Raw genomic sequence first — 14,835 nt, forward strand, 5'->3', positions numbered from 1 at the left:
GAAACAGCGGCGCGGCGATATGCGTTGCCGCCGCACGCTTGCGGTAAAATTGCGCCAAAAGGCAAAATCACAGGCGCAATGCGGGTTGCCGCGTGCGCCGATATCGTCAAAAGAGGCTTGTCGCCTCGACCCCAACGGAAGCCGGATCATGTATCAGTCGGATATCACCCAGTTCATCAATCAGTTGAAAGAGCAAAAGCCGTCGCTGGAAGAAGAACAGCGCCGCGGCCGCGCGCTTCTGTGGGACAAGCAACCGATCGACCTCGACGAGCGCAGCTCGCAGCAGCAGGCGCGCGTGAACCAGACGCCCTACGTCTACTACCAGAACTTCTGAACGTGAGCGCAGCCGGCCACGAGCCGCAATCGTCCGCGCATGCGCCGCACGAGGGCAAGCGCGACGATGCACGGGAAGACCGGGTGGTGGCGCTCGCCACGCCCGCGACCGATTCGACGCCCGACACCATCGACGGCGTCGCGATCGCGCATCTTTACGGCGAGCCGCTCTGGAAGCTGCCCACTGATCTCTACATCCCGCCCGACGCGCTCGAAATCTTTCTCGAAGCGTTCGAAGGCCCGCTCGACCTGCTGCTCTACCTCATCCGCAAGCAGAACTTCAACGTGCTCGACATCCCGATGGCGGATGTCACCGCGCAATACCTGGGTTACGTCGACCAGATCCGCGAATCGAATCTGGAGCTCGCGTCGGAATATCTGCTGATGGCGGCGATGCTGATCGAGATCAAGTCGCGCATGCTGCTGCCGGTCAAGAAGGCCGACACCGGCGAGGACGCCGAAGACCCGCGCGCCGAACTCGTGCGCCGTCTGCTGGAATACGAGCAGATGAAACTCGCGGCGCAGAAGATCGACCAGTTGCCGCAGCTCGGCCGCGACTTCCTGCGCGCGGACATCTATATCGAGCAGTCCGCCGAACAGCGCTTCCCCGATGTCGACATGAACGACCTGCGCGCCGCGTGGGCCGACGTGATCAAGCGCGCGAAGCTCGTGCAGCATCACAAGATTTCGCGCGAGGAGCTTTCGGTGCGCGAGCACATGAGCGTGATCCTGCGGCGGCTGCAGACCGCGCGCTTCATGGAGTTCACGGAGCTGTTCGACACTTCGCGCGGTGTGCCGGTGGTCGTCGTGAACTTCATCGCCATGCTGGAGCTGTCGCGCGAATCGCTGATCGAAATCACGCAGCCCGAGCCATACGCGCCGATCTACGTGAGACTCGCGTACTCGCCCGCCTAGAATTCGCTTATCCATTCCCTAGCCTCGGTGCGACGCTGAATCACGCCGCCCGCCAGGAGACACCCGCTCGATGAAAGTCATCAGCTCCATCCATGAACTGCGCGACCAGTTGCGCGGCCAGAACCGAACCGCCTTCGTTCCGACGATGGGCAACCTCCACGAAGGCCATCTCTCGCTGATGCGGCTCGCGCGCCAGCATGGCGATCCGGTCGTCGCGAGCATCTTCGTGAACCGCCTGCAATTCGGCCCGAACGAGGATTTCGACAAATATCCGCGCACGCTGCAGGACGACATCGACAAGCTGCAGAAAGAAAACGTCTACGTGCTGTTCGCGCCGACCGAGCGGGACATGTATCCGGAGCCGCAGGAGTATCGCGTGCATCCGCCGCACAACCTCGGCGACATTCTCGAAGGCGAGTTCCGCCCCGGCTTCTTCACGGGCGTGTGCACCGTCGTGATGAAGCTGATGTCGTGCGTGCAGCCGCGCGTCGCGGTGTTCGGCAAGAAAGACTATCAGCAGTTGATGATCGTGCGCGCGATGTGCCACCAGTTCGCGCTGCCCACGGAAATCGTCGCCGCCGAGACCGTGCGCGACGGGGACGGACTCGCGCTGTCGTCGCGCAACCGGTTCCTGTCGGCGGCTGAGCGCGCCGAAGCGCCCAAGCTCGCCGAACAGTTGCAGCGCGTGCGCGAAGCGGTGCTGTCGGGCAATCGCGATATCGCCGCACTCGAGCGCGACGCGATGAACGCGCTCGCCGAGCGCGGCTGGAAGCCCGATTACATCAGCGTGCGCAAGCGTTCGAACCTGCTGCCGCCGGGCGAAGCCGACGCGAACGCCGAGCTCGTCGTGGTCGCGGCCGCGAAACTCGGCTCGACGCGCCTCATCGACAATCTCGAAATCTGAAGGAAGCATCATGCAACGCACCATGCTCAAATCGAAGATTCACCGCGCGACGGTCACGCACTGCGAGTTGCACTACGAAGGCTCGTGCGCGATCGACGAGAATTTGCTCGAAGCCGCGAACCTGATGGAGAACGAGCAGATCGACATCTGGAACGTGAACAACGGCGAGCGTCTGACCACGTATGCGATCAAGGGCGAGCGCGGCAGCGGCATGATTTCGCTGAACGGCTCGGCCGCGCGTCGCGCGCAACTGGGCGATCTCGTGATCATCGCGGCGTTCGCGCAGGTCGATGAGGAAGAGATCAAGGCGGGCTGGAAGCCGAATCTCGTGTTCGTCGACGACGACAACCGTATCAAGGGCAGCCGCGATCACGTCCCGACGCAGAACTGGACGTAATCGCCACTTCCCTCGCACGAGCCGGCGCTTTCCTGCGGGACGCCGGCTTTTTTACTTTTTGGACACCCATTCGAGGATCGGCGCCCACTGCTCCAGATCTTTCTCGACGCGGCTCTTCGCCACGTCCCAGATCGTGAGGCCGTGCGCGGCGAGCTGGACGTAGTTCTGCGTATCGCGCAAAAAGCCGAGCACCGGCAGGTCGAGCCCTTCGACGAAGCGATGCAGCTGGTCGGCCGAGCGCGTGCGCGCGTCCACGCGCATGCCGACCACGCCGACTTCGATCGCCCCTTTGCGCACCGCCTTTTCCTTCGCGAGTTTTGCGAGAAAGTCCTGCGTCGCGAGGATGTCGAACATCGACGGCTGCAGCGGCACGATGACCTTGTCCGCCAGTTCCAGCGCCAGCGCGAGACGATTGCCGTGTACGCCGGCGGGGGTATCGACGACGGCTTTCTCCAGACCTTTGGGCGGCTTCGCCGGAGAATCGACGTCGATGTTCCATTCCTCGATCTTCGGCAGCGTGTCGACGCGCAGCGAGAGCCACGCGTGCGACGAGCGCTGCTTGTCGAGATCGGCGAGCGCGACCCACTCGCCTTCCGACGCGAAATGCCCGGCCAGATTGGTTGCGAGCGTGCTTTTGCCTACGCCGCCTTTCGGATTTGCCACCACGATCACGGTCATGAAGTGTCCCGGATTTTGTTGAGCGCGCGGGCGTTTGGCCGCCCGGCGCGCACGATTTTCGTCGTTACAAGAACAGGTGCATGATTCGAGCGTTGATATTATCGGCAAAAGTGATGCATCCGGCACGCTGGCCGAACGGCCGTGCCGTATTCTCCGCCAATATCGGCATTCGTCATCTTTTCCGACTCCTACCGCCCATGACCCAGCTCCGTCCCGATGTCACGCTCGATTTCCTGCGCAACCGCCAGAAAGGCCGCCTGCCCGATCTGCTCGGCGTGCAACTGATTTCGCTCGATCAGGGCGAATTGAACGGCGAGCTCACGATCCGCCCGGAACTGCTCGCGCCCAACGGCTTTCTGCACGCGGCGACCGTCGTCGGCCTCGCGGATACGTGTTGCGGCTATGCGTGCATCGCGCATCTGCCGGAGAAGGCGCAGAACTTCACGACGCTCGAACTGAAGAGCAACCACGTTTCGACGGCGCGCGAAGGGAAGATCGTCGCGAAGGCCACGGCCGTGCATCTCGGGCGCAGCACGCAGGTGTGGGACGCGACCGTGACCACAGGCGAAGGCAAGCTCATCGCGATGTTTCGCTGCACGCAGATGATTCTTTATTGAGCGAAGGCGGCTCGCAGCGCGTCGAGATCGAGCGATTGCGCGAACGAATCCGCAAGCCGATCGAGCGACGCCTCGCGCAGCGCCGGATAATCGAGCGGCTCGGCGTTCTCCGCGCCCGCCCACGCGAGCAGCGCGGTGCAGGCTTCGGGAGTATCGAACACGCCGTGCAGATAGGTCGCGGCGATCTGATCGTCGTCGGAAACGGCGCCGTCGAAGCACCCCGAAGCCAGCGCGACGAGCGGCCGCGCGAGCGCCGGGCCGTGCGTGCGGCCCATGTGGATTTCATAGCCGCGCACGGGCGCCGGCGTATCGCCAATCGTCAGCCGTCCGGCGACGTTCTCCAACTGCTTGCGCTGCGTGAGCACGGTGCAAAGATCGAGCAATCCGAGCCCGTTCACGCAACCCGCTGCGCCTTCGACGCCATCCGGATCGTCGATCGTGCGCCCGAGCATCTGCATGCCGCCGCAAATGCCCAGCACCTTGCCGCCGTAACGCAGATGCCGCTCGATCGCGCGATCCCAGCCGTTCTCGCGCAGCCATGCGAGATCGCGTTGCACGCTCTTCGAGCCGGGCAGCACGATGAGATCGGCGGCGGGCGGCGCGATGCCCGCGCGCACATAGCTGAAATCGACCTGGGCGTGCGCACGCAGCGCATCGAAATCCGTGTGATTGCTGATGCGCGGCAGCGCCGGCACGATCACTTTCAACGCGGCCGCATCGCGGCGCACGTGCGGCTGGCTCGGCAGCATGTCTTCGGCGTCGAGCGTGAGGCCGTGCAGATACGGCAGCACGCCGAACACCGGCTTGCCCGTTTGCTCGACGAGCCAGTCGAGCCCCGGTTCGAGCAAGCCGATATCCCCGCGAAAACGGTTGATGACGAAGCCGCGAACGCGCGCCCGCTCGCTCTCCGACAAGCACGCAAGCGTCCCGACGAGATGCGCGAACACGCCGCCGCGATCGATATCGGCGACGAGCACGACCGGACAATCGACGCGCTCCGCGAAACCCATGTTGGCGATATCGCCGTCGCGCAGATTGATCTCGGCGGGACTCCCCGCGCCTTCGACGATCACCGCATCGAATTCGTCTTGCAGACGCGCGTAGGACGCGAGCACGGCGTCGAACGCGATGCGCTTGTAGTCGTGATAAGCGCGCGCATCGAGGTTCGCGTGCGCGTGACCGTGGATGATGACCTGCGCGCCGCGATCGCTCGTCGGCTTGAGCAGCACCGGATTGAAGTCGATGCGCGCAGGCACGCCCGCCGCGACCGCCTGCAGCGCCTGCGCGCGGCCGATCTCGCCGCCGTCGATGGTCACCGCGCTGTTGAGCGCCATGTTCTGCGGCTTGAACGGCGCGACCCGCACGCCGCCGCGCCGCGCGAGTCGGCACAGGCCCGCGACGAGCGTGCTCTTGCCGGCATCGGACGTCGTGCCCTGGATCATCAGCGTGCCGCGTGGCGTGAAAGACATCGGGGGATTCCCATGAAGAGCGACGCGCTATCTTAGCCCGTCAGTACAATATCGCGATGACCCCCGATCTCACTTTCATCCTCGGCGGCGCGCGCTCCGGCAAGAGCGCCCGCGCGGAACGTCTTGCCGCCGACAGCGGGCTGCCCGTCACGTATATCGCGACCGCGCCGATCAAACATCTGGGCGATGCGGAGTTCGCCGAGCGCGTGCGGCATCATCGCGAACGCAGGCCCGCGCACTGGTCGCTGATCGAAGCCCCGCTCGATCTCGCGGGCGCATTGCGCGAAGCGGATCGCGCCGGGCATTGCGTGCTGATCGACTGCCTGACGCTGTGGCTCGCGAATCTGCTCTTCACATCGGCAAGCGCGAGCGAAGAAATCGCCGTTCTGCCCGACAGCGCGCGCGAAGCCTTCGCGCAATTCGATGCGGCGCTTGCGAGCGTGCGCGGCAAGGTCATTGTCGTGAGCAATGAAATCGGTCTGGGTGTCGTGCCGCTCGGCTCGGTCACGCGTCTTTACGTCGATGAGCTCGGCCGCCTGAATCAGCGCGTCGCCGCCGCGAGCGCGCACGCGACGCTGATGGTCGCGGGTCTGCCGCTCGCGCTCAAGGGATAAGCGCGATGCTCCTCCTCTCCGCCTACGCGATGGCCCTGCTCGCGGTGCTCGGCGTGATTGTCGATCGCATCTTCGGCGAGCCGCGCGCGCGGCATCCGCTCGTCGGCTTCGGCAAGCTCGCGACGCAACTCGAAGCGCGCATGAACACCGGCCGTCACGCGCGGCCGGCGGGCATCGTCGCGTGGTTCGTGCTGATCGCGCCGCCGGTCGGTATCGCGTGGTTGCTCGTCGGCGCGCTGCCGTTCGCCTATGCGTGCCTCGTGCATGTGCTGCTGCTGTGGTTCGCGCTCGGCGCGAAGAGCCTGCGCGAACATATCGCGCCGATTGCGCGCGCGCTGAGCTTCGGCGATATCGACCACGCGCGCACGCTGACCGCGCGCATCGTGTCGCGCGACACGTCGCAGGCCGACGAGAACGCGCTCTCGCGCGCAGCCGTGGAATCCGCGCTGGAAAACGGCAACGACGCGATCTTCGGCGCGATCTTCTGGTTCGCCATCGCGGGCGGCCCCGGCGCGCTGATGTTCCGCCTGGCCAACACGCTCGACGCGATGTGGGGCTATCGCACGCCGCGCTATCTGCGCTTCGGCTTGGCGGCCGCGCGCTTCGACGACGTGCTCAACTTCATTCCCGCGCGTCTCACGGCTGCGAGCTACGCGCTCGCTGGCGATACGCACATGGCCTGGCACTGCTGGCGCACGCAGGCGCGCTCGTGGGACAGTCCGAACGCCGGTCCGGTGATGGCCGCGGGCGCGGGCAGTTTGAACGTGCTGATCGGCGGCGCGGCGACTTATCACGGCGTGCTCGAAACGCGCCCGACGCTCGGCGCGGGTCACACGGCGAACCCGAAGCATGTTGTCGCGGCGCTGAGGCTCGTCGAGCGCGCGATGCTCATGTGGCTCGTGGCGTTGCTGGTCTTCGCCGCGATCAGCGTAACCACGAGCGGCTGACATGACGCATCCGATCCGGCACGGCGGCAATCTGCGCGAGGCCGCGCGACGCTACGCGATTCCTTTCGATGACTGGCTCGATCTTTCGACGGGCATCAATCCGCGCGGCTTTCCGGTGCCGCCCGTGCCGCCCGATGCATGGCGGCGTCTGCCAGAAGACGACGACGGCCTCGCCGATTGCGCCGCGCGCTATTACGGCGCGCCTTTCGCGTTGCCGGTCGCGGGCTCGCAGGCGGCGATCCGCGCGCTGCCTGCGCTTTTGCGGCGCGCGACGGCGGGCGTCGCGCCGCTCGCTTACGGCGAATATGCGCCAGCGTTTGCGCGCGCTGGACACGCAATCGCGACGCTCGACATCACCCGGCGCGACTTGCCCGATACGCTCGATCACGTCATCGTTGCGAATCCGAACAACCCGACGGCGGAACACATTTCACGCGACACGCTGCTGCATTGGCACGCGCAGCTGGCGTCGCGTGGCGGCACATTGATCGTCGATGAAGCGTTCGCCGATATCGATCCCGCGTCGTCGCTGGCGAGCGAAACCGCGCGCGAAGGGCTGATCGTGCTGCGCTCGGTCGGCAAGTTCTTCGGGCTTGCGGGCATCCGCGCGGGCTTCGTGCTGGCCGCGCCTTCGATCGTCGATGCATTGCGCGACGCGCTCGGCGCGTGGACCGTCGGCGGTCCGGCACGTCACGCGGTCATGGCCGCATTCGCCGATATCGACTGGCAGCGCGAAACGCGCGAACGCCTGCAACGCGACGGCGCACGCCTCGCCGCGTTGATCGCGAGCCACGGCTTCGACGTGCGTGCGACGCCGCTCTTCGCGTGGACACCGACGCCGGGAGCCAAGGAACTTCAACACGCGCTCGCATTGCGCGGCATCTGGACGCGCCTCTTCGATCTGCCCGGCATGACGCCGAGCCTGCGCATCGGGTTGCCGGGCGCGGAAGGCGACTGGGCGCGCCTGTCGCTCGCATTGCGGGAGGTTTGCGCGTGATGTTGCGTGGTGTGATCGCCTTGCTGATCGGCTTCGCTGTTGCGCCAGCGCATGCGATCACCGTCACCGATGACAGCGGCGCACCGGTCACGCTCGCGAAGCCCGCGGAACGTGTCGTCAGTCTCGCGCCGCATGTGACCGAACTGCTGTTCGCGGCGGGCGGCGGCGCGCGCATCGTCGGCGCGGTGACGTATAGCGATTATCCGAAGGAAGCGCAGGCGATTCCTCGCGTCGGCGACAACAAGGCGCTCGACCTGGAACGCATCGTCGCGTTGCATCCCGATCTGATCGTCGTGTGGCGGCATGGGAACGCGGCGCGTCAGATGGACCGGCTGACGGCGCTCGGCATTCCGATCTACTTTAGCGAGCCGAAACATCTCGACGATATCGCCGCGAGCATCGACAAGCTGGGCGCGCTGCTCGGCACGCAAGCGCAAGCACGCGCGAGTTCGGATGCGTTCAGGCGCGATATCGCGCAACTGCGCGCGCGTTATGCGGCGCGGGCGCCCGTGAGCGTGTTCTATCAGGTCTGGGACGATCCGCTGATGACGCTCAATCGCGACAACGTCTTCGACGAAGTGATCGGGCTGTGCGGCGGCGTGAACGTGTTCGCGGCGGAAAAGCCGCGCGTGCCGACGATATCGACCGAAGCCGTGCTCGCAGCGAATCCGGAAGCGATCGTCACCGCGACGCCCGGCGCGACAAAACCGGATCGCCGGTTGCCTGCGCTTGAGCGATGGAAGCGCTGGACATCGTTGACGGCGGTCGCTCGGGGGAATCTCTTTGGCATCGATGGGGATCTCATCAGTCGGCCGACTCCTCGGCTCGCGATTGGTGCTGCGGTGCTTTGCCGCGATTTCGAAATTGCGCGCGGGCGGCGGGGGAAATAGCTGGGTTTTCGCCGGATCCCGTTTTGTTGTTGGTTTATTAGCACTGCCCCTCCCCGGGGCGGGGGTCACTTTCTTTGCTGCTGTGTATGGACCGGAGACATAGGTAACAGGTGTGTCAGGACATGGGTAACACATTTAGCTCCTTTTGCCGCGCTCCTTCAAGTTGATGGTATCGATTCGATGATGAGCGAAGTACACGTCGTAGCAGCCGTCGGTTTCGCTACAGGCGCGCAACGCGATGGGCAGTTCAGCCAGCGCACTTGAAACCTTGAAGCATTGCGACTTGAAGCGCACCTCGCCGTTGATGCCCACGCGAAGCACCACGTCTGCGTCGCCGTACTCGATCGGCGGCAGACGCTCCGGATACGCTCGCGGGCTGGGTTGATAGCGCGAGATCGGCGTGGCCATGCCCAGCGCCTGATGCGGGCGCTCGTGGTTGTACATCTGGCGCCACGTATCGAAGGCTTGCTGGATACTCTTCAGGCTCTTGAAGTGTCGACCCGCGAGCAGTTCCGCCTTCAGCGTCCGATGAAACCGTTCGTCTTTACCGTTGGTCTGCGGATGCCCGGGCCGGCTGTACGAAGGTCGGATGCCCAGGCGGATCAGCCAGATCGCCAGCGCAGTCAGTTGTCCGGGTCGCGCAGGGCTGCCCCATGGCGGACCGTTGTCCGCATTGATGCGCAGCGGCAACCCGTAACGGCGAAACACCGCGCGCAAGTGCTCACGCACAACCCGCGTGGGCGTGCTGCCACACGCATCGAGCGCCAGATCGAAGCGCGAATGATCGTCAAGCACCGTGAACGGCAAGCAACGTCGTCCACTGTCGAGTTCGATATAGCCCTTGAAATCCATCTGCCACAGATCGTTGGGATGCTCGTGTTCAAAGCGCTGCCATCGCAAGGCCTCGGTGCTGCTCTCAGCGGTGATCAAGCCTTGCCGATGCAGGATACGCGTCACGGTGCTCGGCGAAGGCGTCTGAGCGCAACCCAGATCGCTCAGGCGCCTGGCAAGCTTGGCCGCCCCCCAGGCGGGGTGCGCTTGACGCAGTTCGACCACGCGCGCCTCCACTTCGGCAGCGGTACGCGAGGGGCTATGCAAGGGCCGTCGGCCCTGATCGGCCAAAGCGGTGTCGCCTTGCTCGAAGCGCCTGATCCACTTGTACCCCGTCTTCGCGCTGATGCCGTACTGGCGACACAAGGCGCGCCGATTGGCCCCTTCTCGGGTGGCGAACTCCACGAATTCAAGCCGCAGTTCCATGATGTCTTTGCTATCCCAGGTCATGATCTACTCCGGACGAACCATTCGTCCGAAGTGTTACCCATGTCCTGGAACAGGTGTTACCCATGTCTCCGGTCCATACACTGCTGCAAAGAAAGTAACCAAAGAAAGCAGCTATCCCCAGCCTAAGCACTTCACACCGGCCGCGGCACAGGCGATTGGCCTAATGGCCCGGCAGTAGCGAGTGCCCTCGAAGGTCTCGCGGGGCTTGGACCGCGCACGGTCTGACACATCGCAGCACACAACGGACAGGTTCAGCACCAAATAGCTCCAGCCCGCTTCGCGGCCGATGGGTCAATCGGGTGTGCGTACGCTTCTTCTTCGATGGTTTCCCTCGCATACCCAACGGCAGCGCGAAGCGCTGTGCCGAAACTATTTGGTGCTGAACCAGCGCGCTAAAACTTCTAGCGCGTCAGACCGTGCGCGAGCCAAGCCCGGTAAGTCCTTCGAGGGCGACACTTAGGCGAGTGCCACCGGCGGCTGGCAAGCATAGCCAACGTGCGTGTGACCGCGGGCCTCGACGAGCTGCTTTCTTTGGTTACTTTCTTTGCAGCAGCAAAGAAAGTGACCCCCGCCCCGGGGAGGGGCAGTGCTAATAAACCGACACGAAAACGGGATCCGGCGAACTCCTAAGCATTCCACCGCACCAGCAACCACTCCCCGCGCACGCACCTGAACCAACCGATCCCACCAAAATCAATCGACCATTGCAACGCGTTCTCATAAGAAATACCGAGAAGATGCGCCGCAAGCACCCGCATAACACCCGCATGAGCGACGACATGCACAGCACCCCGACCGACGCATGTCGCCTCAAACCACGCAACGACGCGCTGCGCGAACTGCGCCAAACTCTCGCCGCCATGCGGGCGCGCATGTTCGATATCACCGGCCCAGGCATCGATAAGCCCGCGATCGATCGAATCCCACGCGCGACCTTCCCACGTGCCGAAGTGCATTTCAGAAAGACGCGCGTCGAGATGCACATCGGCGGAAAGGACACGTGCCAGCGATGCGCATCGCACAAGCGGGCTCGCGTGCCATCCATCGACACACTCGGGCACGTTCAACGCCTTCATCCGCGCCGTCAATGCGACAGCGAGATCGCGCACATCGCACCGCAAGGGCACATCGGTCTGCCCATAGCACACGCCCGCTTCGATGGCGACTTCCGGATGTCGAATCAGGACGAGATCCATGCGAGCCCAATGAGATAGATCGCGATTTCGAACACTTGCTGCGCGAAGCCCAGACAATCGCCCGTATAACCGCCAATGCGACGCACGAAGTATCGCCCGATCAAAAACCGCAGAACGATCAGCACGCCGATCGTGAAGCACGCGAGCTTCCAGTCGATCACGAAGAGCCACGGCAAGCCGAACACGAGCGCCAGCGCGAACGACGCAAGACTCATGCGCTGCGCGACCGGCTTGGCCTTGCCCTCAGCGCGCACGTAATCGAGCGTGACGAGATAGCTGATCGCGAACGCGCGGCTCGCGGCGTGCGCGGCGATCATCGTCATCGCGACGCGTTGCGGCGGCAACGCAGCGAGCGCCTGCCACTTCAACCCAATCGCGATCACCAGCGCAATCGCGCCGAATGCACCGATGCGCGAGTCGTGCATGATGCGCAGCGCATCCTCGCGCGTGTACGCGCCGCCGAACGCATCGACGCAATCGGCGAGTCCGTCTTCATGGAACGCGCCGGTCATGACGAGCGTCGCGGCCATCGAAAGCAACACGGCGACGCCCGCCGGAAACACGCGCAGCGCCAGGAGATAGACGAGCGCCGCGACGCCGCCGACCATCGCGCCGACGAGCGGAAAGTAACGCGCCGCCGCGTTCAGATATTCGCGCTCGAAGCCGACCCAGCGCGGCACCGGCACGCGCGTGAAATAGCCGAGCGCGGTGAAGAAGTAGCGCAGTTCGTCGAGCGGTCGCATCAATCGGCTTTGTTCGACACACCCGCCGACTCGAAGCTCGCCATCTCGTCGATGAACGCGACGGCCGCGCGCAGGATCGGCAATGCAAGCGCCGCGCCCGTGCCTTCGCCGAGCCGGAGATCGAGCTCCAACAGCGGCGCGGCATCGAAATGCGCGAGCATACGCCGATGCCCCGTTTCGTTCGACGCATGCGCGAACACGCAGTAATCGAGCACTTCGGGCGCGATCTTCGCGGCCACCAGCAACGCCGATGTCGCGATGAAGCCATCGACGAGAATCGTCATGCCTTCGCATGCGGCGGCGAGATATGCGCCCGCGATCATCGCGATTTCGAAGCCGCCGAAGGTCGCGAGCGTGTCGATCGCATCGCCTTCATCGCGATGCAGCGCGAGCGCGCGGCCGAGCACATCGCGCTTGTGCGCGAGGCCGTGGTCGTCGAGGCCCGTGCCGCGCCCGACGCATTCGTCGATTGGCAAGTCGCACAGACGGCTCATCAGACACGCCGCCGCCGACGTATTCGCGATGCCCATCTCGCCGAAGCCGATCACGTTCGTGCCGAGCGACGCGTGATGCCGCACGCGCGCCGCGCCGCGCGCGATGCCTTCGAGCGCGGTCTCGCGCGACATCGCAGGCTCACGCGCGAAGTTGCGCGTGCCGAGTCCGAGCGACAGACGTTCGTATCCGTGATCGATGGGAATCGGAGTCGCCACACCCGCATCGACGACTTCCAGCGACATGCCGACCGAGCGCGACAACGCGTTGATCGCCGCGCCGCCAGTCAGAAAATTCGCGACCATCTGCGCCGTCACTTCCTGCGGAAACGAACTCACGCCCTCTTTCGCGATGCCGTGATCGCCCGCGAACACGATCATCGCGGGACGTTCGATGCGCGGCTTCGTCGTGCGCTGGATCAGGCCCATTTGCAGCGCGAGCGATTCGAGCCGCCCGAGACTGCCGGGCGGTTTCGTCTTCATGTCGATGATGCGGCGCAGTTCGGCTTCGAGCGCGCGGTCGAGTGCGCGGGGCAGCGGGATGTCGTTGAGCGTGGACATCGAAATTCCTTCAAGGGCGATGAATGGAAGGCACGAGCGCTTCATGCTCGCCGTCGCGGATCAGCGCGAGCGGATAGCCGAATGCCGCGCTCGCGCGTTCAGGCGTGAGGACATCGGCGACAAGGCCCGCGTGCGCGCCGCCGTGGCCGTCGAGCAGGAGCGCGTGCGTCGCGAAACGGCGCGCGAGATTCAGATCGTGGCACGAGAAGATTACGGTGCGCTTGTGCTCGCCCGCGGCGTCGCGCAACGCGTGCAGACAGTCGATCTGATGATGCAGGTCGAGATGCGAAAGCGGTTCGTCGAGCAACAGCAGCGGCGCGTTCTGGCACAGCACGGCGGCCAGTGCGACGCGCTGGCGTTCGCCGCCCGAAAGCGTCAACACATCGCGCGCGGCGAAGGACGCGAGGCCGAGCGTTTCCAGCGCGGCGCGCGCCGCGTTGCGGTCGTCTTCGCTCTCCCAGCCCCAGCCGGTGAGATACGGAAAGCGGTTCAGCAGCACGGTGTCGAGCACGGTCGCGCTGAAGGCGTCGTGCGCGGCTTGCGGCATCAATGCGCGTCGACGTGCGAGGTCCGCCGCGCGCCACGATGCGAGCGCGCGGCCATCGAGCGACACGCGGCCCGATGCGGCTTTCGCGAGCCCGGCGAGCACATTGATGAGCGTCGTCTTGCCCGCGCCGTTCGGCCCGGCGATGCACCACACTTCGCCCGCCGCGATCGTCTGCGTGAGACCGTCGATGAGCGTGCGCGCGCCCGCGCGAAGCACGATGGCATCGAGATGCAGGGTCATCGCGGTCTCCGCAGGAGCATCCACAGAAACATCGGCACGCCGATCAACGCCGTCACGACGCCCACGGGCAATTGCGCGGGCGCGATCACGGTGCGCGCGGCGAGATCGGCGGCCATCACGGCGAGGCCGCCCGCGAGCGCGGCGGCGGGCACGAGCATGCGCTGGTCGTTGCCGAACGCGAGACGCAGCAGATGCGGCACGACGAGCCCGACGAAGCCGATGGTCCCCGCCGTCGTCACCGCAGCCGCCGCGGCGATCGATGCGACGAGATACACCCGCAGGCGCAACCGTTCGACCGGCACGCCGAGCGCACGCGCGGTGGCATCGCCGCGCAGCAGCACGTTCAATTGCGGCGCGACCGGGACGATCGCGACGAGCGCGACAGCGAGCGCGATCAGCGCGGGCCACGGTGCCGCCGCGCCGTTGAGATCGCCCGTCAGCCAGAAGATCATGCCGCGCAGCCGGTTCTCGGGCGCGATGCTCAGAATCAGCGTGATCAGCGCGCCCCATCCCGATGCGATCACGACGCCCGTCAGCAAGAGTCTCGGCGACGCATCCTGTCCGCTTTGCCAAAGCTCCTTGCGCGCGAGTCCGAGCACGACGACGATCGATGCGAACGCGCCCGCGCACGCCGCGATATCGACGCCCCACCACGGCACCGATGCGAGCATCGCGGCAAGCGCGAACGTCGCCGCGCCGCCGGACACGCCGAGCACATACGGTTCCGCGAGCGGATTCTTGAGCAGCACTTGCAGCAGCGCGCCGGCCATCGCGAGCAGCGCACCCGTTGCGAAGCCCGCGAGCGCGCGCGGCAAACGTAGCGTCAGCACGATCTCATCGGCGATATCGGGCGTCGCGGCGTTCGCGTGAAAGAGCGCGCCGAGCGCACGCGATACGGGCAATGTCACGCTGCCCGTCATGAGCGACGCCACGAGCACGACGAACGTCGCGACGCCGAGCGCGATCCAGATCGCGGCCGCACGGCTCGCGTTCATCGCGTGCGGACGCGCAAGCC

At 65.3% G+C, this 14,835-nt stretch carries 17 protein-coding genes; 9 read left to right on the forward strand and 8 right to left on the reverse strand.

All coding sequences use genetic code 11. The features are described from left to right. Positions 1–145: 145 nt before the first annotated feature. From IAG25_RS25190 to panD, 4 genes are all read left to right on the forward strand, one after another. Entirely contained in the window at positions 146–334 is a 189-nt protein-coding gene (locus IAG25_RS25190; RefSeq protein WP_187607389.1) for a DUF3460 family protein, read from the forward strand. A gap of 86 nt (positions 335–420) precedes the next feature. Beyond that, positions 421–1,248, forward strand: coding sequence for a segregation and condensation protein A (locus tag IAG25_RS25195; protein WP_035508347.1), 828 nt, complete (start codon positions 421–423; stop codon positions 1,246–1,248). 70 nt (positions 1,249–1,318) lie between these two features. Continuing rightward, positions 1,319–2,152: a pantoate--beta-alanine ligase gene (panC, locus tag IAG25_RS25200; RefSeq protein WP_187607270.1), complete on the forward strand. Its 834-nt coding sequence runs from the start codon at positions 1,319–1,321 to the stop codon at positions 2,150–2,152. A 10-nt stretch (positions 2,153–2,162) separates the two neighbouring features. Then, positions 2,163–2,549: an aspartate 1-decarboxylase gene (panD, locus tag IAG25_RS25205; RefSeq protein WP_035508291.1), complete on the forward strand. Its 387-nt coding sequence runs from the start codon at positions 2,163–2,165 to the stop codon at positions 2,547–2,549. Between the two features lie 51 nt (positions 2,550–2,600). On the opposite strand, the gene IAG25_RS25210 is transcribed toward panD, so the two are convergent. Next, entirely contained in the window at positions 2,601–3,227 is a 627-nt protein-coding gene (locus IAG25_RS25210; RefSeq protein WP_187607271.1) for a ParA family protein, read from the reverse strand. A gap of 197 nt (positions 3,228–3,424) precedes the next feature. On the opposite strand from IAG25_RS25210, the gene IAG25_RS25215 reads away from it, so the two are divergent. Continuing rightward, positions 3,425–3,844 (forward strand): PaaI family thioesterase, encoded by a 420-nt coding sequence (locus IAG25_RS25215; RefSeq protein WP_187607272.1) that lies wholly within the window; start codon positions 3,425–3,427, stop codon positions 3,842–3,844. Here the strand turns inward: IAG25_RS25215 and IAG25_RS25220 are convergent. Continuing rightward, positions 3,838–5,313, reverse strand: a complete 1,476-nt coding sequence (locus IAG25_RS25220; protein ID WP_187607273.1) for a cobyric acid synthase — start codon at positions 5,311–5,313, stop codon at positions 3,838–3,840. The genes IAG25_RS25215 and IAG25_RS25220 overlap by 7 nt on opposite strands. Before the next feature lie 56 nt (positions 5,314–5,369). On the opposite strand from IAG25_RS25220, the gene cobU reads away from it, so the two are divergent. Genes cobU through IAG25_RS25240 form a run of 4 tightly spaced genes read left to right on the forward strand, consistent with a single transcriptional unit; the run spans position 5,370 to position 8,761 of the window. After that, positions 5,370–5,927 (forward strand): bifunctional adenosylcobinamide kinase/adenosylcobinamide-phosphate guanylyltransferase, encoded by a 558-nt coding sequence (gene cobU, locus IAG25_RS25225; RefSeq protein ID WP_187607274.1) that lies wholly within the window; start codon positions 5,370–5,372, stop codon positions 5,925–5,927. Between the two features lie 5 nt (positions 5,928–5,932). Next, positions 5,933–6,874, forward strand: a complete 942-nt coding sequence (gene cbiB / locus IAG25_RS25230) for an adenosylcobinamide-phosphate synthase CbiB (RefSeq protein ID WP_187607275.1) — start codon at positions 5,933–5,935, stop codon at positions 6,872–6,874. A 1-nt stretch (position 6,875) separates the two neighbouring features. Then, positions 6,876–7,871 carry a threonine-phosphate decarboxylase CobD gene (cobD, locus tag IAG25_RS25235; protein WP_187607276.1) on the forward strand — a complete coding sequence of 332 codons (996 nt, stop codon included), beginning with the start codon at positions 6,876–6,878 and terminating at the stop codon, positions 7,869–7,871. Beyond that, on the forward strand, positions 7,871–8,761 hold the full coding sequence (locus IAG25_RS25240) for a cobalamin-binding protein (protein WP_187607390.1): 891 nt from the start codon (positions 7,871–7,873) through the stop codon (positions 8,759–8,761). Before cobD ends, IAG25_RS25240 begins: the two co-directional genes overlap by 1 nt. A 135-nt stretch (positions 8,762–8,896) precedes the next feature. Here IAG25_RS25240 and IAG25_RS25245 read toward each other — a convergent pair whose 3' ends face one another. From IAG25_RS25245 to IAG25_RS25270, 6 genes are all read right to left on the reverse strand, one after another. Next, positions 8,897–10,042 carry an IS481 family transposase gene (locus tag IAG25_RS25245; RefSeq protein WP_187607277.1) on the reverse strand — a complete coding sequence of 382 codons (1,146 nt, stop codon included), beginning with the start codon at positions 10,040–10,042 and terminating at the stop codon, positions 8,897–8,899. 626 nt (positions 10,043–10,668) lie between these two features. Beyond that, positions 10,669–11,238 (reverse strand): histidine phosphatase family protein, encoded by a 570-nt coding sequence (locus IAG25_RS25250; protein WP_187607278.1) that lies wholly within the window; start codon positions 11,236–11,238, stop codon positions 10,669–10,671. Beyond that, positions 11,223–11,981: an adenosylcobinamide-GDP ribazoletransferase gene (locus tag IAG25_RS25255; RefSeq protein WP_187607279.1), complete on the reverse strand. Its 759-nt coding sequence runs from the start codon at positions 11,979–11,981 to the stop codon at positions 11,223–11,225. The genes IAG25_RS25250 and IAG25_RS25255 overlap by 16 nt, the downstream gene beginning before the upstream one ends. Next, on the reverse strand, positions 11,981–13,033 hold the full coding sequence (cobT, locus tag IAG25_RS25260) for a nicotinate-nucleotide--dimethylbenzimidazole phosphoribosyltransferase (RefSeq protein ID WP_187607280.1): 1,053 nt from the start codon (positions 13,031–13,033) through the stop codon (positions 11,981–11,983). The genes IAG25_RS25255 and cobT overlap by 1 nt, the downstream gene beginning before the upstream one ends. Positions 13,034–13,043: 10 nt before the next feature. Beyond that, a complete protein-coding gene (locus tag IAG25_RS25265) occupies positions 13,044–13,820 on the reverse strand; it encodes an ABC transporter ATP-binding protein (RefSeq protein WP_187607281.1) in 777 nt (258 codons plus the stop codon). Continuing rightward, positions 13,817–14,815, reverse strand: coding sequence for a FecCD family ABC transporter permease (locus IAG25_RS25270; RefSeq protein ID WP_187607391.1), 999 nt, complete (start codon positions 14,813–14,815; stop codon positions 13,817–13,819). The genes IAG25_RS25265 and IAG25_RS25270 overlap by 4 nt, the downstream gene beginning before the upstream one ends. Positions 14,816–14,835 lie beyond the last annotated feature (20 nt).

This window comes from Caballeronia sp. EK (assembly GCF_014384845.1).
Lineage (GTDB): Bacteria > Pseudomonadota > Gammaproteobacteria > Burkholderiales > Burkholderiaceae > Caballeronia > Caballeronia jiangsuensis.